The sequence below is a fragment of the Porphyrobacter sp. ULC335 genome, from assembly GCF_025917005.1.
In the GTDB taxonomy this organism is placed as follows: domain Bacteria; phylum Pseudomonadota; class Alphaproteobacteria; order Sphingomonadales; family Sphingomonadaceae; genus Erythrobacter.
The window spans coordinates 2,141,126-2,159,282 of record NZ_CP078091.1 but is presented as its reverse complement, the minus strand read 5'-3'; the positions used below and the strand labels follow the sequence as shown (position 1 = coordinate 2,159,282).

The window sequence follows — 18,157 nt, the reverse complement described above, 5'->3', positions numbered from 1 at the left end:
GATTACTTGTCCGATTTCTGCGGGAGCCGGGTGCGGACAACGCGTCCGCCGGCAACGTCGGTGACATAGATATGGCCGTCCGCCCCCAGCGCAAGGTCGTGGCCGAGGCTCGCGTCCTTGCCCGGCAGGCTGATGTCGTAGGAGGCTGCGATGCTGCCGTCAGCGGCATAGACCCGCAGCACCGCGCCCTTCCGGTCGGCCCCGTCACGCCCCTCGACAGCGAGCAGACGCCCGCCGCCCAAGGGCTTGAGGCTGTAGGTGTGATTGCCGGATGGCGATGCGCGGGTCTCGATCAGCTTGGCGTCATGATCGAACACCTGGATCCGCGCGTTCTCGCGGTCGGCGACGTAGATGTGCTTGTCATCCACCGCGACAGCATGGGCGACATCGAAGTCACCCCAATCACGGACAAACCTGCCCTCCGGCGAGAACTCGGCGATGCGCGTGTTGACGTAGCCATCGGCGACCAGCACGCGGTCTCCCAGAAACGCGACGTCAGCAGGGCGGCCGAAATGGCCCGCATCCTGACGGGTCACGCCCCGCTCGCCGATGACCAGCTCTTGCACGCCATCCGGGCTGAAGCGGAACACCTGTTCATGCGCGACGTCGGTGATCCACACCTTGCCGGCTGCGTCGATCGAGAGGCCGTGCGGCATGATAAACAGCCCCGCCCCCCACTTGGCGAGCAAGGTGCCGTCCGGCGCAAACTTGAACACGGTGGGTTCCGCGATCGGCGCGGTGGGGAATGGCTCCTCCCACACCCGCCCGGCGCGGTGGAGCACCCACACGTTGCCTTGGGCATCGACATCAACCGCGCTGACTTCGCCGAACTTGGCGCCCGCCGGAATGGTTGGCCAGCCGGTATCGACGGCCAAAGGCGGCACATCCTCGCGCGGCGGCGGTGCGGTGTCGCAGGCGGAGAGCGACAGCAAGACCCCAGCGGCAAGAACGCGAAATCGCTTCCAACAGGCACAGATCATCGCCGACACTTCCTTGTTTCACGCGAAGACGCGAAGATGTCAGTCACCATATCGGCCGCCGCGGTGGTCGTTGACGACGCGCCTGACCCCGTCCTTGAACAACGCCTGCCCGAAGTTCATCAGAAGGCCAAGCCTGAGGTCGGTGAGGCGCAAATATGTCATGACTTGCTTGCCATGGACCGGTGCGATCTTTTCAACCGACTTGAGTTCGATGATCAGGCTTTCCTCTACCAGCAGATCGATCTTGAAGGCGTTGTCGACGACAACGCCCTTATACACGAGCGGCACAGGCACCTGGCGCTTCACGGCAAGCCCTGACTGTCGCAGTGCTTCGGCCATCAGCGCCTCGTAGGCGGACTCAAGCAAACCCGGACCGATCTGGGTGTGAATCTGGAACCCACAGTCAACGCAGATGCGGGCAAGATCTTCCAGTTCGTCCGGGTACAACATCTTCGCATCTTCGCGTGCTATTCCTCAGAAGCTCACCGGTCCGGCCATTTCCTCCACCGTCCACGGCAACCCGTGCTTGTTCAGCATGTCCATGAAGGGATCGGGATCGAGCTGTTCGATGTTGAACACGCCCTCGCCCTGCCAGTCGCCGCGCACCATCATCGCCGCGCCGATCATCGCGGGCACGCCGGTGGTGTAGCTGACCGCCTGATTGCCGGTCTCCTCGTAAGCCGCTTCGTGCGAGCAGATATTCTTGATGTAGAACGTCTTCTCGCCGCTGCCGTCCAGCGCCTCGCCGGTGGCGATCACGCCGATATTGGTGTTGCCCTTGGTGGTCTCGCCCAGCGTTTCGGGCTTGGGCAGCACCGCCGCGAGGAATTGCAGCGGGATGATGTCCTTGCCCTGATAGCGCACCGGCTCGATGCTGGTCATGCCGACGTTCTGCAGCACGGTGAGGTGGGTGATGTACTGATCGCCGAAGGTCATCCAGAAACGCGCGCGCTCCAGCTCGGGGACGAACTTGGCGAGGCTTTCCAGCTCCTCGTGATACATCAGGTACATGTTCTTCGGGCCCACCGCTTCGAAGTCGAAGGCGACCTTGTTCGACATGGCAGGGGTTTCGACCCAGTCGCCGTTCTCCCAGTGGCGCGCCGGAGCGGTCACTTCGCGGATGTTGATTTCCGGGTTGAAGTTGGTGGCGAAGTGCTGGCCGTGATCGCCGCCGTTGCAATCGAGGATGTCGAGCTGGCGGATGGTCTTCAGCTTGTGCTTCTTGAGCCACATAGTGAAGACGCTGGTCACGCCCGGATCGAAACCCGAACCCAGCAGCGCCATCAGGCCGGCATTCTTGTAGCGGTCCTGATAGGCCCACTGCCAGTGATACTCGAACTTGGCCTCGTCCTTGGGCTCGTAGTTCGCGGTGTCGAGGTAATCGACGCCCGCTTCCAAGCAGGCGTCCATGATCGGCAAATCCTGATAGGGCAGCGCAAGGTTCACGACGAGGCCCGCGCCGGTCTTGCGGATCAGGTTGACCATCGCCGGGACTTCTTCGGCATCGATCTCGTAAGTCGCGATATCGCGACCGCAGCGCTCCTTCACCGACGCGGCAATCGCGTCGCATTTCGACTTGGTGCGGCTGGCGAGGTGGATTTCGGGGAAGATGTCCGGATTGAACGCCATCTTGTGGACGCACACCGAACTGACTCCGCCAGCACCGATGACGAGAACGGTGCTGGATTTGGCTGCCGACATGTTAGGAACCTTTCGTTATGCGAATCTTGCGTGCGCCCTACTCCAATGCGCCAAAGGGGACAAATGATCCAAGCTGATGTCAGAATGCCGACTACTGAAGGCGTGCGCGCTGCGGCGGAGGCCGTGGCGGCGATCCTGCCCTCTACCCCGCTGCTGCCGGTCGAAATCGGCGGCGTGCGGGCGTGGGTGAAGGCGGATAACCTGCAACCCATCGGCTCCTTCAAGATCAGAGGCGCGTGGTGGCGGCTATCATCGCTTACTCCCGAGGAACGCGCGGGCGGCGTGGTTGCGGTGTCATCGGGCAACCATGCGCAAGGCGTTGCTTGGAGCGCGCGGCGGCTTGGCATTCGGGCGACCATCGTAATGCCGCATGATGCGCCGCAGGTGAAGCTGGATAACACCAAGGCGCTGGGCGCAGAGGTTGTGCTGTACCAGCGCCCCGGCGAGGACCGCGATGCCGTCGCCGCGAACCTCATTGCCGAGCGTGGCGGCACGCTGGTCCATGCGTTCGGCGATCCGTGGGTGATCGAAGGACAGGGTAGCGCCGCCATCGAAATCGCCGCGCAGCTGGGCCGCGCGCCTTCGCGCATCATCGCCTGCTGCGGCGGCGGCGGGTTGACCGCAGGCCTCGGCCTCGGCGCGCCGGACAGCGCGGTGCACCCTGTGGAGCCGGTCGGCTGGGACATGGTCGGGCAGGCCATGGCCAAGGGCGAACTCGTCCACGCCGCGCCCGATGCGCCCAAGACCATCTGCGATGCGCTGCAACCCAACGTCACCAAGGCGCTCAACCTCGGCCTGCTGCAAGGCCGCGCCGAGCCGGGCGTGACCGTCACCGATGATGAGGTCCGCGCGGCGCAGCGTTTTGCCTTTACCCAGCTGCGATTGGTGGTCGAACCCGGCGGCGCTGCGGCGCTGGCAGCGGCGCTGGCGGGCAAGGTGCCGGTCGATGCGGACACGGTGATCATGCTCACCGGCGGCAATGCCGACCCCGCCGCCTATGCCGCGACGATCGCGGGCGGCGTCTAGTCTGTGGAAAGCGTCATATAGCCGACACGCTGGCGACATATGGCCGCGCCTGACCTTACGAAAGGACACAGGCAGACCATGGCAACTCAGGCGAAGCGGATCATCGAGGATGCGGTGGTCCGCAAAGACGCAAAGGTCGGCGACAAGCTGCTCGACAAGGCCTTTGCCCTCGCTTTCAAGGGCCTTGTCTATGCGCAGATCTGGGAAGATCCGGACGTCGATATGGAAGGCCTCGACATCCAGCCCGACAGCCGCATCATGTGCATCGCCAGCGGCAGCTGCAACGCGCTGTCCTATCTCACCGCCAATCCCGAAAGCGTGACCGCGGTCGATCTCAACCACGCGCACGTGGCGCTGGGACGCTTGAAGATTGCCGCGATCAAGCACCTGCCCAATTACGAGCGCTTCCACCGCTTCTTCGCGCACGCCGATCACAAGGAAAACGCGGCGGTCTATCACGAGATGATCGCCCCGCATCTCGATCTGGTCAGCCGTGCCTATTGGGAAAAGCGCGACATTCGCGGGCGGCGGCGTATCTCCTACTTCACGCGCGGCATTTACCGGAAGGGATTGCTCGGCAATTTCATCGGCTTGGCGCATATTTTTGCCAGGCTTTACAAGATCGACCTGTCGAAGGTGCTGGAAGCATCCACGCTTGAGGAGCAGCGCGAAGTCTTCGAGCGTGAGCTGGCGCCGGTGTTCGAAAAGAAGTTCATCCGCTGGCTGACCGATCAGCCCGTCTCGCTGTTCGGTCTCGGCATTCCGCCTGCGCAGTTCGAACACCTCGCGGGCGATGAACGCATGGCCGAGGTGCTGCGGCGGCGGCTGGAAAAGCTCGCCTGCGATTTCGCGGTCAAGGACAATTACTTTGCGTGGCAGGCCTTCGGGCGCGGCTATGACCGCTCCGAAAGCGCGCCGCTGCCGCCCTATCTCCAGCGCGCCAATTGGGAAGCGATGAAGGAGCGGGTGGGCCGTTTGGAGGTGACCCGCGCCAATATGGTCGACTGGATCGGCGCACGCGAGGAAGCCAGCATGGACCGCTTCGTGCTGCTCGACGCGCAGGACTGGATGAACAATGCGCAGCTCGATGACCTGTGGAGCAAGATCACCCGCGCCAGCCGCCCCGGCGCGCGGGTGCTGTTCCGCACCGCTGCCGAGCCGAGCCTGCTCACTGGACGGCTGGATGATGCGATCCTGTCAAAGTGGCGCTATCTCGACGCGCTCTCCGCCGATCTGACCCGCCGCGATCGCTCGTCGATCTATGGCGGCGTGCATGTTTACGAGCTGGCGTGATGGCGAGCCGTAGTAGCTTTGGGGCGCCCCCCTCCCACGCCGCGCTGATGGACGAAGTCTATCGCGGTCAGCGCCATATCTATGACTTCACCCGCAAATATTACCTGTTCGGGCGGGACACGCTGATCGCGAGCCTCGCCGCGCAGCCGGGGATGCGGGTGCTGGAAGTTGCCTGCGGGACGGGGCGCAACCTCGCCAAGGTGGCCAAGGCGTGGCCGGGGGTGCGGCTTTACGGCCTCGATATCTCGGCTGAGATGCTCAAAAGCGCGCGCGCCGCGCTGGGGAGTGAGGCTCGGCTGGGCGAAGGCGATGCCTGTGCTTTCGATCCTGCAACGCTGCTCGGCGAACCGGCCTTCGAGCGGATTGTTCTGTCCTACTCGCTGTCGATGATCCCCGATTGGGAAGGCGCGCTCGATCACGCTGCGGGCCAGCTGGCGGCAGGCGGATCGTTGCACGTGGTCGATTTTGGCGACCTTCAAGGGCTGTCAGGCCCCCTCCAGACCCTGCTTAGGGGGTGGTTAGCCAAGTTTCACGTGGAACCAAGGGCCGCCCTGCCCGCCGTCGCGGCGGAAATTGCGGCTGCTCGGGGACTCTATCTGGAAAGCCGGCGCGGACCGCTCGGGTACTACCAGCTTCATGTGCTGAAAGCGCCGTCAGGGGCCTGATTTCCGCGCCCCTCACTTTTGACGCGCCAAATTTGCGGAAAGCGCGTATGGGGCGCGCTCGAATACGCGGGATCGCATCGGCACCGCCCCTCTACACCCCAAGCTTCGCGCCCGATTTTGCGCCTTTTTTGCGCCCCGGCGAGCCGTTCCAGACGAGTCCCTCCCCATGACGAATACCGCATTCCCCGCCCTGCCCGCCACCATCGAAACCGCCCTGACCGAGCGCGGCTACGAAGTCGCCACCCCCGTTCAGGCCGAGGTGCTGCGCCCGGAAGCGGAAGGGCGCGATCTGGTCGTTTCGGCGCAGACGGGCTCGGGCAAGACGGTGGCTTTCGGGCTCGCCATGGTGCCGCAGCTGCTTGATGATGCGGGGAAAATCGGCTTCGTCCAGACCCCGCGCGCGCTGGTCATCACCCCCACGCGCGAACTTGCACTCCAGGTCAGCCGCGAGCTGGAATGGCTCTATGCCCGCACCGGCGCTCGCGTGGCGACCTGCGTGGGCGGCATGAACCCCTCGGCCGAACGCAAGGTTCTCCAGTCCGGCCCGGCGATCGTGGTCGGCACCCCCGGCCGCCTGCGGGACCATTTCGAACGCGGCGCGCTGAACCTATCGCAGCTCGCCGTAGCGGTGCTCGACGAAGCCGACGAGATGCTCGACATGGGCTTCCGCGAGGAGCTTGAGGCGATCCTCGACGGCACCCCGGACGGGCGCCGCACGCTGCTGTTCTCGGCAACCATGCCGCGCCCCATCGAGGCACTGGCCCGCCGCTATCAGCACAATGCCCTGCGCATCGCCACGATCAGCGAAGGCCGCGGCCACGGTGACATCGCCTATCAGGCCGTGACCGTCTCCCCGCCCGAAGTCGAGAACGCGGTGGTCAACCTGCTGCGCTTCCACGAAGCGGAGACCGCCATCCTGTTCTGCGCCACGCGCGAAAAGGTGCGCCATCTCCACGCGACTTTGCAGGAGCGCGGCTTTGCCGTTGTCGCGCTGTCGGGCGAACATTCGCAGCAGGAACGCAATCAGGCCCTGCAAGCCCTGCGTGACGGCCGCGCCCGCGTTTGCGTTGCCACCGATGTCGCCGCGCGCGGGATCGACCTTCCCACCCTCAGCCTCGTCGTCCATGTCGAAATCCCCCGCGATGCCGAGACGCTGCAGCACCGCTCGGGCCGCACGGGCCGTGCCGGGCGCAAGGGCGTTGCCGTGCTGATTGTGCCCTTCTCCGCCCGCCGCCGGGTCGAGGCGATGCTGGGCCGCGCGCAGATCAATGCCGAGTGGCAGGACGTGCCCGACCGCGAAGCCATCGCCATGCGCGACCGCGAGCGCCTGCTCGGCAAGCTGCTCGCCCCGACGGAATTCGACGATGCCGACCGCGAGCTTGCCCAGCGCCTGCTCGCCGAGCGCAGCGCCGAGGATATCGCCGCGATGCTGGTCCACGCGCACCGCTCGCGGATGCCCGAGCCTGAAGACCTTATCGCCAACACCCCCCAAGCCCGCGCCGAGGCCCAGAAGGAGCGCCATCGCCCCGGGTTCGAGGATACGGTGTGGTTCCGCATGGATATCGGCCGCAGCCAGAACGCCGATCCGCGATGGCTGTTGCCGCTGATCTGCCGCCGCGGGCACATCACCCGCAACGAAATCGGCGCGATCCGCATCGGGCAGGCAGAGACCTTCTTCCAGATCCCGCGTACCATCGCCGACAAGTATGCCGCCGCCGCCGCCCGCACGGCCGAAGCCGATGGCCCGGAAGAGGCTTTGCTGATCGAACGTTCGGAAGCCGGCCCGCGTGAAGTGGCCCGCAGCAACCGCCAGCGCCGCCCTTCGCGCAGCTCGGCCGATAATGCCTTCGTGAAAGCCAAGCCGCCGGGCCGCAATTTCGCAGGCAAGCCGCACGCAGCACGCCCCGGCAAGCCCGGCCCCCACAAGCACAAGCGCGGCCCCAAGCAGCCCTGATTTCGGGCGCTGGTACGTTCGGGCTTACGCCGCACATCCTCATCAGGGTGTTGCGGTCGCTTGTCTACACTTGCGCCCCGGATGCCGACTTCGTAATCGGGCCGCTCGATGGAAGTGAGCGCATCACAGTGGTTTCGGCCCGTTCGGGGCAAGGCTTCTAGCATTCCGCAAACGCGGGCGAACATGCCGTGCGCCTGATCACCGAAAGCCCGGCCACGGCGATCCGCGCTTGCGATCTGCGCCATCTGGCCAGGAGCACACACGCATGAACGCCGCCGTTCCTGACCTCGCCACCGCCGCAAACGCGCGCGCCGAACAGGTCGCGTTGCTTACGCAAATCGAACAACGGTTGCGCTGGCTTTCCTCGTGGACGGTCCACAATGCCAACAATCTTCGGGAGAAGCGTGACGGGCTGAAGGTCGGCGGACATCAGGCCAGCTGCGCCTCGATCACGGCGGTGATGACCGCGCTCTATTTCCACGCGCTGCGTCCGCAGGACAAGGTGGCGGTCAAGCCCCATGCCGGGCCAGTGCTGCACGCGATCCATTACCTGCTGGACGAGCAGACCCGTGACAAGCTGGAGCGGTTCCGTGGTCTCGGCGGAGTCCAGTCCTATCCCAGCCGCACCAAGGACACGATCCCGGTCGACTTCTCGACCGGTTCGGTCGGCCTCGGGGTGGCGGTGACAGCGTTCAGCAGCCTGGTGCAGGACTACCTTGTTGCCCACGGCCAGCTTGCCGAAAGTGACGCGGGCCGGATGATCGCGCTGATGGGCGATGCCGAGCTGGACGAGGGCAATATCTACGAATGCCTGATTGAAGGCTACAAGCACGATCTGCGCAACTGCTGGTGGATCGTCGATTACAACCGCCAGTCATTGGACGCGACCACCGCGGACCGGATGTTCCGCCGCTTCGACGATATCTTCGAAACCTGCGGCTGGCGGGTGGTGACGCTGAAGCACGGAAGGCTTCAGCGCGAGGCGTTCAAGCGGCCCGGCGGGCAGGCACTGGAAGACTGGATCGAGAACTGCCCCAATGCCGATTTCGCGGTGCTGACCTACCTTGGCGGCGCTGCATGGCGGGAACGGCTGACCCGCGATTTGGGCGATAAGACGGGCGTGGCCGATCTGCTTGGCCAGCATGATGACGCACAGCTCGCCCGGCTGATGACCAACCTCGGCGGGCATTGCATCGAGAGCCTGCTTGACGCCTTCGATTCCGTGACCGACGACCGCCCCACCCTGTTCATCGCCTACACCGTGAAGGGCTACGGCCTGCCGCTGGCGGGCCACAAGGACAACCATTCGGGAATGATGAACACCGCGCAGATCGAGGGTCTGCGCGCCGAACTCGGCATTGCGCCGGGCGAGGAGTGGGACAAGTGGGCTGGCCTCGGCGACAACCTCGCCGCGCGGCTCGACGCGCTGGTCAAGGACAGCCCGATTGCGCGCAAGGCGCCGGAACACCGCGCGCCTGCGATCCCCGTGCCGGCCCGCCTGCCTGTGCCCGAAGGCGCCGTGCAATCGACGCAGGCCGCTTTCGGGCGCGTGCTGTTCGATCTCGCCAAATCGGACGAGGCGCTTGCCGACCGTCTGGTCACCACCGCGCCCGACGTGACGCAGACCACCAACCTCGGCGCCTTCGTCAACCAGCGCGGGCTGTTCCGGCGGCAGGAGCTGGCCGACGTGTTCCAGAAGGCGCGCATTCCCTCGGCACAGAAATGGACCGCGACCACGGCTGGCCAGCATATCGAACTGGGCATTGCCGAGAACAACTTCTTCCTGCTGCTCGCCTCGCTGGGGCTGGCGGCGCCGCATTTCGGCACGCGGCTGCTGCCGGTGGGGACGGTCTATGATCCCTTCATCGCGCGCGGACTGGATGCCTTGAATTACGGCTGCTATCAGGACGCAAGGTTCCTGCTGGTGGGCACGCCTTCGGGCATCACTCTGGCGGGCGAAGGGGGTGCACACCAGTCGATCAACACCCCGCTGATCGGGATGGGCCAGCCGGGGCTGGAAAGCTTCGAGCCCGCCTTTGCGGATGAGGTCGCGCTGCTGATGCGCTGGGCCTTCGAGCATATGCAGGCCGATGACGGCAGCTCGGTCTATTTGCGGCTTACGACCCGCCAGATCGAACAACAGGTGCGAGCCGACGACGGGTGGGAATCGGGCGCACTCGCCGGGGCCTATTGGCTGCGCGAACCCGCGCCCGGAGCCGGGGCCGCAATCGCGTTCAGCGGCGCGGTCGCTCCTGAGGCCCTTGTTGCTTGGGAGGCATTGCAGGACGACATCCCCGGGCTCGGCCTGCTCGCCGTCACATCGCCGGACCGGTTGCACCGCGATTGGTCCGCGGCCCGTGCCGCGCGCTGGCAGGGCGGCATGCGCACCTCAAGCCATATCGAGACGCTGCTCGGCCAGCTCGCCCCCGGCGCAGGGCTCGTCACCGTGCTCGACGGCTCGCCCGCCGCGCTGTCATGGCTGGGCGGAGTGCGAGGACAGCGGGTCAGCCCGCTCGGCACTGATCGCTTCGGTCAGACCGGCGACCTCATCGATCTCCATCGCACCTACCGGCTCGATGCCGAGGCGATCATCGACGCGATGGCAGAGCTGTTTCTCTGACAGGCCGCCCCGTACCGGCTTCATCGTCACTCAGCCAAGGTCACCTGACCGCATCGCTGATAGCAATGGTGGAGAAGGCCACGCTTGAAAGGGTCGTCAGGAAACGCTGCAGATCGGCGCCCGGCGCGGTGGACACGTAGAGCAGGTCATCGTCGCGGACCGCAAAGCCCTGGGCAGCGAAGAAGCTGGTGGGTTGGCGCAGGTTGAGGCGATAAATCACCGGGATGCGCCCGTCTTCCATGCGCCGCGCACCTTCAAGGTTGGCAGGGTCCAGAGCGGCCGGGTCTTCCAGTCGGAACACAAACACGCCGCCAATATCGGCAAGATCGGCGCGAAGCCCGCCGATCCGGCCAAGCGCCTGCGCGAGCGTAAGCCCCCCACCTTCAAAGGGAACTTCGGCGTTTTGCGCGACAGCGCCCAAGGCGATGAAGCTGTAAGGCTGGAACGTGACCGTCACGACGTCGTCTGGCCGCACGCGGATGTTCTGCGCCGGATCACGAATAATCGCGTCGAGCGACATGGAGGTCGAAACTCCGCTGCGCGAAAGCTGGACTGTCGTCTTCCCCACCGGCTGGCGCGGTCCGCCAGCGGCGGCAAGCACGTCAAGCAGGCGTTCGCCCTGCGCGGTGACCGGAACGCGCCGGCTTGCCCCGACCTCGCCGATGATCGTCACGTTGCGGGCCTGGTTCTGCACGAGCCTGACAATCGCCTGTGGCTGGTGAGCGCGGCCACCAAGGCGCGAAACGATCTCCCGCTCGACTTGTGCGGCAGTCCGCCCGACGACCTCCACCGGTCCCGCAAAGGGAACATTGATGGTGCCTGCGCTATCGACCATCTGCTGCGGGATCGTAACGCCTTGGCCGGGTCCGGCAGAAAGGCTTCCCCGGCCAGTGCCACTGCCGAACAGGATGGCGGGGGGCGCTTCCCAGATGGTGACATCGACAACGTCGCCGTGGCCGATGGTCAGACTTGCCGGCTGGCTATCGCCAAAGACTTCGGCGAGGCTGCGCGAGCGGGAATAATGCGCTGCCCGCTTGACCGCCTGGTCGTCGAGATCGATGAGGATGACCCCGCTATCGGCATAGTCGCTTCCGCCGGCGTCGCGAATGCTGGCGCCGGACGGACCCGAGCCGCCAAGCGATGAACAGGCCGCGAGCGATGCGGCGATCAGCGCCAGGCCGGTCATCCGCAGTCCGCGTGACATGATGTGCCTATTCGACTTCATTCGGAAACTTCCTTCGCAACAATCATTCAGAAGCGCCGGTACAGGGCATCGAGACGCTCGCGATAGGCGGCTGGCGAGAAGCGTTCGGCCTGCGCCAGCCCGCGCAGGCTCATCTCGGCGCGCAGGTCTGCATCGGCATCAACCTGCCGTATTGCGGCCGTCAGGGCGGCCGTATCGTATGGGTCGACCATGATCGCCGCATCACCCGCCACTTCGGGAAGCGACGAGGTGTCCGAACAGATGACCGGCGTCCCGAGCGACATGGCTTCGAGCGCCGGCAATCCGAAGCCTTCGTAAAGCGACGGAAACAGGGCGGCCTTTGCCCCGCGGATCAGACTGACCAGCAACGCAAACGGGGCATAGGGCAGCTGGATGACCTGTCGCCGACCACCTTCGCGCCCGGCCAGGCTCTTGAGCAGTTGCAACTCCCCTTCGGACTTCCACGCCTGGGCACCGACTATCACCAGCGGGGCGTCCACCTTGCTCACCAGATAGGCTTCAATCATCCGGCCGATGTTCTTCTTGGGCTCGATGGAGCCCCAGAAAAGGTAGTATTGCTTGTAGTGGACGGGGAAGAGGCTCTCCACCTCGTCTGCGGTCTGCTCATCGGTCTTGCGGCGCAAGGCTTCGGGGATATCGACCGACTGGTAGGTGTTGGTGATCCGGTCAGGCGCGATGCCGAGCACCTCGATCAGATCCCGCTTCGAATGCTCCGAGACCGTGACGATATGGTCGGCGGTGCGCGCAAGCTTGCGCAGCAGCGCGAGGTACTGCCGCTTCCGGTCCAAGGTGGTGAAAGGAAGCCTGAGCGGGACGATGTCATGAAGCGTGTAAATGTTGGGAACGCCCCTGATCCTGATCGGCAAGGGATATGTCCAATGCGCGAGGTCAACCCGCTGCGGCAGCGCGACATGGTTCAGCTGGCCCCACAATGCGAAGCCGTTTTGTGATCTGCGGAAGACATCGGCGGCGCTGAAGATCTTGTCATGGCGCGGCAGCCGTGCAGCGAACTGGCGCGAGATGACCCGTCCGGTAATCGGCACCTCGACCGCCTTTTGGCCCAGCGGGGCCCGCAAGGCATGCGCGGCTTGACCGATCAGATCGAGCGTGCCGCCCCGCTTCGCGGTCTCCCCATCGAAAAAGGCAATCTCGCTCAGCAGCGGATCGCGCGAGGTGGCAGCGGCGTTGCCATAGAGAACGGACGCTGCATGGCCGAGATTGTGCAGCTCGTAGCTGAGGTTCCGGGCATAGGTGGCCACCCCGGTGCCCTTCTCAAGGCCGAGATTGTACCCGTCTATCAATATTCTCCGCGCAGCACTCATGCGAGCGAACTCGCTGTGCTGACCGATCGCGAGCCATCTGCGGGAAGCATCGGCGCCTGCTCTTGCAAAGCCCTGCTCGACCGGGGCCATTCCGCGAGAGGGCCATGCGCGATCAGGAGACGGATCATCTGCCCCGCGGTGTTGGCTTCACCGGCAGGGCTGTCCGGATCAAGCGCGAGGAAACAGCACAGCCGTGCCCGTAAATCCCGGTCCAGTTTGCTCGCGAGCGCGTCACCGCCTCCGAAGTGGGCTTCAGCAAACCGCTGATCCGCGATCATGGCGGCCAAGAGGTCGTCGCAGGTTGCGTGACTCCGGATCAGACCCAGCACCTCGGCCTCATCAACCTGTTCCACGAGCCACAGCAGTTTCGCGAAGGCATCCACCTCGGGCTTTGCAGGCGGATGGTTGCCGGTCGGCCCGGGACGGAATCCGCGCACCCCGTACCAGCCATCTTCCCCATGCTGCTGCGCAAAAACAAAACGAACGTGTTCCTCGATTTCGTCCTCGGGCACGCCAAGCGCGGCTGCCGTCCGGTACGAAATCTCAGCCCGGGCAAACTTGCCCTGTTCCTTGGTCACATGGCCGTGCTGAATCCAGTAGGTGCGCTGATAGGGGTAGAGCGATAGCGCCGCGGCATATTCCTGCTCGGCTGTTGCCCAGTCCTTGCTGTCGCGCGCCCAGTCGCCCTGTTGCACATGAATGCGGAAGCGGTCGTCTGCCAGAGCGGACCGGTGGGCGGATTCGATCATCATCGCCCGGTTCACATGGCTGACCGAAGGCTTCGCATTGCTCAGCGAGGCACCGATGACTTCCTTGTAATCGGTGTAAGCGGTGTCGAAATCGTCATGCAGTTCGAGCTTGCCATCATGGAGCACCGCCCACCGGTTGCAGTGATCGCGGATATAGCCCGCGTCATGGGAGATGATGACCATCGCCCGGTCTGCCCGCTTTTCGAACAGTTCGTAATTGCATCTGTCGTGAAAGCGCGCGTCGCCGACGGCTCCGATCTCGTCGATCAGGAAGCAATCGAATTCGATGATCATCGAGATTGCGAAAGCCAGCCGGGCGCGCATCCCCGACGAATATGTCCTGACCGGCTCTCTCAGATAGGGGCCGAGCTCCGCGAATTGTTCCACGAACGCGAGATTGCTCTCGAAATCCTGCGAATAGATGCGGCTGATGAAGCGGACGTTGTCGACGCCGGTCAGCATTGGCTGAAACGCCCCGCCGAACGCCAAGGGCCACGACACCGACATGTGGCGTTCGATGGTGCCGGAGGTCGGCCGCTCTGCGCCGCTGACGAGGCGGATCATAGTCGATTTGCCCGCGCCGTTGCGTCCGAGCACGCCAAGCCGCTCGCCCATGCGCAGTTCGAAGCTCACCTTGTCCAGCACCAGCTTCTCGCCGAACCGGGTGCGGTAGAGCTTGCGGAGATTGTGCACCCTGATCATTCAGGCACCACGCGAAGCGCCACCCGGCGCACCAGCAGCAAGGCCACAAAGCTCAGCGCGAGTGCCACCGGAACCAGATAGCCCAGATCGTAGTGCGCCCGTGCCTGCGAGCCGAAATATCCTTCACGCACCAGCTCCACCCCGTGAACCATCGGGATGGTGAGCACGATCTGCTGGGCGAAGGGCGGCAGGGCATCGACCATGAAGGCGGAGCCGGAAAGCGGGAAGATCAGGTAGGACACCGGGTGCCACAGCTTGTCCACCAGGTCGCTCTCATGGGACAAGGCCCCCAGGGCAATCGCCAGCGCCGCACCAAACCAGGCGATGAGCAGCCAGCCGCCCGCCACCTTGAGGAAGTCTTCGGGCGGGGACATCCAGCCGAAGCTGACGAACGCGACGCTCAGCACGGCAAATGAAACTGTCGCTCCGCCAAATTCGAGAAGCAGGCGGGCAACGTAGATATCGAAAACCTTGATGTTGCGGTGATACATCAAGGCGAGGTTGGCCCACAGCGCGCCGATGCAGCGGCCGGGCATATTGCGCCACAAGAGGACACTGGAATAGCCGGTCAACGCGAAGGCGACGATTGGCAGGCTGCTGCCATGAACCGACTTGGTCGCCGTCCACAGGGCCGTGACGCCAAGGGTAAACAGCATCGGTTCAACGAACAGCCACAGGAAGCCGATATTGTGGCGGCCATAGCGGGTGAGCATCTCTCGCACCAGCAGCGCGCCAAGCACACGCCGCTGGATCACGGCGCTCCTGCGCAGGCTTGATTGAGGCAAGGCCGCGCTCATCAGTCGCGATGCTCGCGTATGCCGACGATCAGCATCGACAACACGCCCCATGCCAGAAGGCCCAGAATGAAGGTCGCGATGATGTTCCTGATCCGCCGCGGCTGTGTCGCGTAGTCGGGCAAGCTGGGATCGGCGATACGCTCGACATAGGCTTGCTTTCGCCGCCCTTCCGCCTGCGCTTCCTGCAGCGATGCCAGGGCCGCAGTCAGCTGCTTGCCGGCCGCTTCCGCATTGAACTGCAATTCCTGATACCGCATCGCCGCGGTGGAAAGCGAACGGCTGCCACCGGCAATGCCGCCCCGTTGCTGTTCGATTTCCTTCTGCAGGGATCGAACCTGCGCACGCAGGAAGGGTATCTGCGAAGCCTGCGGCGTGTAGGTTTCGAGTTGAAGTAGCTGGGTTCGGGCCGCGATCAGCTCGTCCTGGAGCTTCGCGATCATCTGCAGATCGCTTGCAGCCTCGAGTTCGGGATCGATGATGCCCTGCTCGTTCCGGAAGCGGGACAGCATCACGGCTGCTTTTCGCGCCGCTTCCTCGGCCTGGGCGACCTCCTGCCGGGCGATCGAAATCGCATCTGCGCGGGCACGTTCGGAAAGCGAATTGACGAGCTTCTCGGCCTGATCGAGCAAGCGCGCGTTGATCTGCTGAGCCTCACCGGGAGCAAAGGCGCTGACGGTCAGATGGATGACCTGGCCATTGGTCCCCTCCGCAACCCCCAGCTTGGTCTGGAAATAGCGATAGAACTCCTCACGGCTGTCACCGAAAATCCCACCGAACCGGTCGAGCCAGAAGATGTCCTCGCCGCCATAGGCACGGCTCACCAACCCGTCCTGATCGACATCGGTCAGCGCGCGGCGCGACTGGAGGTATTCGATGACCGTGACGCTTTCGGCATTGCCGCCGCCTCCCCCGCCAAGCCCCCCGCCGGTGAGAACCAGGCTGAGCGGTGATGCCTCATCCTTGTTGGGGCTGCGCACGACGAAGCGGGCTTCGGACGTGTAGATGTCGTTCGCCAGAAATCCGAAATAGATAAGCCCGATGATCGTCGGAACGATCACCACGGCGATGAACAGCCGGTCAACCGACTTAAGGCGCTCGATCACAGTCATGCCTCGATACTTCTGGAAGGCGGCGGGGTCAGCGTGGGTTTTCTTGTCGCGGCATCACCGGGCATCGCGTCCGCAGCCTCGGGCAGCGTGGCCAGCCAATCCTCGACCACAGCGAAGTGATCCGCCCAAAGCGGAGGTCGGAAGTTTCCCAGCAGGGAGAGCTGCCGCCGCTTATCGCCGCCTGCTCTGGAAAAGCGGCTGATCACCAGCGTCCACGCCACAGTGTCCCTCGGGTCGAGCAGGCACGGGATGCCCTGCCCGTTCTCCCGGAAGCAGGGCAGATCGCTGGCGATGACCGGCGTGCCTATCGTCAGCGCTTCAATCACCGGCAGGCCGAAGCCTTCCGCAAATGACGGCATGACCAGCGCCTCTGCCCCGGCGATCCAGTCACGCGCCTCCTGATCGTCGCAACGCGTGATCAGCGTGACATGCTGATGCAGAGCGGGGTGGCGCCTGAACATGTCGGACACAGCCTCGGCCTTGTCTCCCCACTGACCGATAATCACGAGGCGTGGTACCTTGACGCCGGATTGGAGGATCAGGCGAAGCCAGACTTGCAGCAGCAGGCGATGGTTCTTGCGACCCTCGATCGTGCCAAGACAAACGAAGTAAGGGCGGTTGAACGGCTCCGGTTTCGCAATCCTGCCAGCAGGGCCGACACCAAGAGGCGCCACGGTCAGCGATGGCAAGGCCAGGCCTTGCCCCTCGGCAAAGGCTGTCAGTTCGTCGGCCGTGGATTGCGAGTTCACGACAATCCCGCTTGCACTCGCAAGCGCGTTGAGCACCCGGCCGCGATGACGCGTGACCGCGCGATCCCGGCAGTACTGGGCGTGGGTAATGGGGATCAGGTCATGGATGAAGTAGACAGGCCGCAGTCCGCAGGCACGGACCCAGCGGACGTGCTCCGGCAGGTCAAAATCGGTATGGCTGACGTTGAAATAGACCGCGCCTTTGGCATCGGCGTGTGATCGACCCTGCGCCCATGCCTTGATCGCCAAGCGGGCCAATCGTGCACGGCTCGTGCGCTCGCCGGACATGCACAGGGCGAACAGTTCGTCCGAGTGACGCGGGCGGAGAATCCGGAACATTCCGCGATGCTGGACGACGGCCTGGGCCCGCTCGCCGAAATTGTGCAGATATGCATGGCAGACACGGTCTATCCCTGTCTGGCCTTTCCCGGTCCATAACGCCGCAAACATTCTCGTCACATCGAACAGGAATGGCCGCTCGATCATCCCGCCAGCCTTTCTTCGGATGGCACGGGATCGAGGAGATGCGGCAGATGCATGGCGACCTCGGCTTGCGCCAGCGCGTGCGCGCGTGGATCGTCGACATCGATCCACCAGCTATTGCCGATATCCATGCTGGCGGCGCGGCCTTGATCGGCGAGCCGCTGCATGCCGTCGGACAAGGAGCCGGGGCGACCATCAGCAATAGCCCCGATTATTGCGGCCGAAAGCGCCGGGGTGGCCAGAAAGGCGCCGCAGTCGACGGCGCAGAAGGAGGCAATGTCCTTGCCGATAGTCCTGATCAAACCCTTGTCGTCGAGGTCGACCCATGTCGCATCCTCGGGATCGATCAGTGGGCCATTCGTCCGCCGGTCTGTTGCCAGCGTGACGCCATTCTCGGGCGCACCCTGCGCGACCAGACCGCGGAGGATCGAATCCGAGAAGATGTGATCCGCCATCAGCAGCAGATAGTCACCCTCGATCACCGAGGCGCCTGCCACCACCGAGTAGCCGTTGGGCAGCAGCCAGTTTTCGATCCGCTGCGGGACCACCGGAATACCGACCCTGCGGGCGATCGCAGGCAGTGCAAGCTCGATCGCTTGTGCGCGATAGCCTGTAACCACGACAGCACGGCGCGCACCCGCACGTGCGGCCTGCCTGACGCTGATTTCAATCAGCGGCAGACCGAGCACCGGTGCGAGCGGCTTTGACTCGGAAACAGCCCGAAGCCTGCTGCCCATCCCGGCAGCGATGATCAGTGCGTCCATGGTACGGAACTCGCGCTC

15 protein-coding genes are annotated in these 18,157 nt (G+C 64.5%); 5 read left to right on the top strand and 10 right to left on the bottom strand.

Going from position 1 to position 18,157, the window contains the following annotated elements:
* Window positions 1–2 precede the first annotated feature (2 nt).
* The 3 genes from KVF90_RS10285 to KVF90_RS10275 form a co-directional block, all read right to left on the bottom strand.
* Window positions 3–932, bottom strand: coding sequence for a peptidyl-alpha-hydroxyglycine alpha-amidating lyase family protein (locus tag KVF90_RS10285; protein WP_264391490.1), 930 nt, complete (start codon window positions 930–932; stop codon window positions 3–5).
* A gap of 87 nt (window positions 933–1,019) precedes the next feature.
* Window positions 1,020–1,430, bottom strand: a complete 411-nt coding sequence (locus tag KVF90_RS10280) for a GxxExxY protein (protein ID WP_264391489.1) — start codon at window positions 1,428–1,430, stop codon at window positions 1,020–1,022.
* 24 nt (window positions 1,431–1,454) lie between these two features.
* Entirely contained in the window at window positions 1,455–2,681 is a 1,227-nt protein-coding gene (locus tag KVF90_RS10275; protein ID WP_264391488.1) for a saccharopine dehydrogenase family protein, read from the bottom strand.
* A gap of 63 nt (window positions 2,682–2,744) precedes the next feature.
* Here KVF90_RS10275 and KVF90_RS10270 point away from each other — a divergent pair, with 63 nt between their 5' ends.
* From KVF90_RS10270 to KVF90_RS10250, 5 genes are all read left to right on the top strand, one after another.
* The gene (locus KVF90_RS10270) at window positions 2,745–3,707 is read left to right on the top strand and encodes a threonine/serine dehydratase (RefSeq protein WP_264391487.1); all 963 of its coding nucleotides are present in this window, start codon (window positions 2,745–2,747) and stop codon (window positions 3,705–3,707) included.
* A 78-nt stretch (window positions 3,708–3,785) separates the two neighbouring features.
* A complete protein-coding gene (locus KVF90_RS10265; RefSeq protein WP_264391486.1) occupies window positions 3,786–5,000 on the top strand; it encodes a DUF3419 family protein in 1,215 nt (404 codons plus the stop codon).
* Complete coding sequence (locus tag KVF90_RS10260; protein WP_264391485.1) at window positions 5,000–5,665, top strand: class I SAM-dependent methyltransferase; 666 nt, start codon at window positions 5,000–5,002, stop codon at window positions 5,663–5,665. Before KVF90_RS10265 ends, KVF90_RS10260 begins: the two co-directional genes overlap by 1 nt.
* A 166-nt stretch (window positions 5,666–5,831) precedes the next feature.
* Window positions 5,832–7,619 (top strand): DEAD/DEAH box helicase, encoded by a 1,788-nt coding sequence (locus KVF90_RS10255; RefSeq protein WP_264391484.1) that lies wholly within the window; start codon window positions 5,832–5,834, stop codon window positions 7,617–7,619.
* Window positions 7,620–7,884: 265 nt separating this feature from the next.
* A complete protein-coding gene (locus KVF90_RS10250; RefSeq protein ID WP_264391483.1) occupies window positions 7,885–10,239 on the top strand; it encodes a transketolase in 2,355 nt (784 codons plus the stop codon).
* A gap of 40 nt (window positions 10,240–10,279) precedes the next feature.
* Here the strand turns inward: KVF90_RS10250 and KVF90_RS10245 are convergent, their stop codons facing one another.
* The 7 genes from KVF90_RS10245 to KVF90_RS10215 are packed head-to-tail and all read right to left on the bottom strand — an operon-like array spanning window position 10,280 to window position 18,139.
* Window positions 10,280–11,464, bottom strand: coding sequence for a polysaccharide biosynthesis/export family protein (locus tag KVF90_RS10245; RefSeq protein WP_264391482.1), 1,185 nt, complete (start codon window positions 11,462–11,464; stop codon window positions 10,280–10,282).
* Window positions 11,465–11,490: 26 nt separating this feature from the next.
* Entirely contained in the window at window positions 11,491–12,786 is a 1,296-nt protein-coding gene (locus KVF90_RS10240; RefSeq protein ID WP_264391481.1) for a glycosyltransferase family 4 protein, read from the bottom strand.
* The gene (locus KVF90_RS17390) at window positions 12,783–14,237 is read right to left on the bottom strand and encodes an ABC transporter ATP-binding protein (RefSeq protein ID WP_319641017.1); all 1,455 of its coding nucleotides are present in this window, start codon (window positions 14,235–14,237) and stop codon (window positions 12,783–12,785) included. Before KVF90_RS17390 ends, KVF90_RS10240 begins: the two co-directional genes overlap by 4 nt.
* Window positions 14,234–15,034 carry an ABC transporter permease gene (locus KVF90_RS10230; RefSeq protein WP_264391480.1) on the bottom strand — a complete coding sequence of 267 codons (801 nt, stop codon included), beginning with the start codon at window positions 15,032–15,034 and terminating at the stop codon, window positions 14,234–14,236. Before KVF90_RS10230 ends, KVF90_RS17390 begins: the two co-directional genes overlap by 4 nt.
* Complete coding sequence (locus KVF90_RS10225; RefSeq protein ID WP_264391479.1) at window positions 15,034–16,143, bottom strand: Wzz/FepE/Etk N-terminal domain-containing protein; 1,110 nt, start codon at window positions 16,141–16,143, stop codon at window positions 15,034–15,036. Before KVF90_RS10225 ends, KVF90_RS10230 begins: the two co-directional genes overlap by 1 nt.
* The gene (locus tag KVF90_RS10220) at window positions 16,140–17,378 is read right to left on the bottom strand and encodes a glycosyltransferase family 4 protein (protein WP_264391478.1); all 1,239 of its coding nucleotides are present in this window, start codon (window positions 17,376–17,378) and stop codon (window positions 16,140–16,142) included. Before KVF90_RS10220 ends, KVF90_RS10225 begins: the two co-directional genes overlap by 4 nt.
* Window positions 17,375–18,139: an NTP transferase domain-containing protein gene (locus KVF90_RS10215; protein ID WP_264391477.1), complete on the bottom strand. Its 765-nt coding sequence runs from the start codon at window positions 18,137–18,139 to the stop codon at window positions 17,375–17,377. The genes KVF90_RS10220 and KVF90_RS10215 overlap by 4 nt, the downstream gene beginning before the upstream one ends.
* Between the last annotated feature and the right edge of the window lie 18 nt (window positions 18,140–18,157).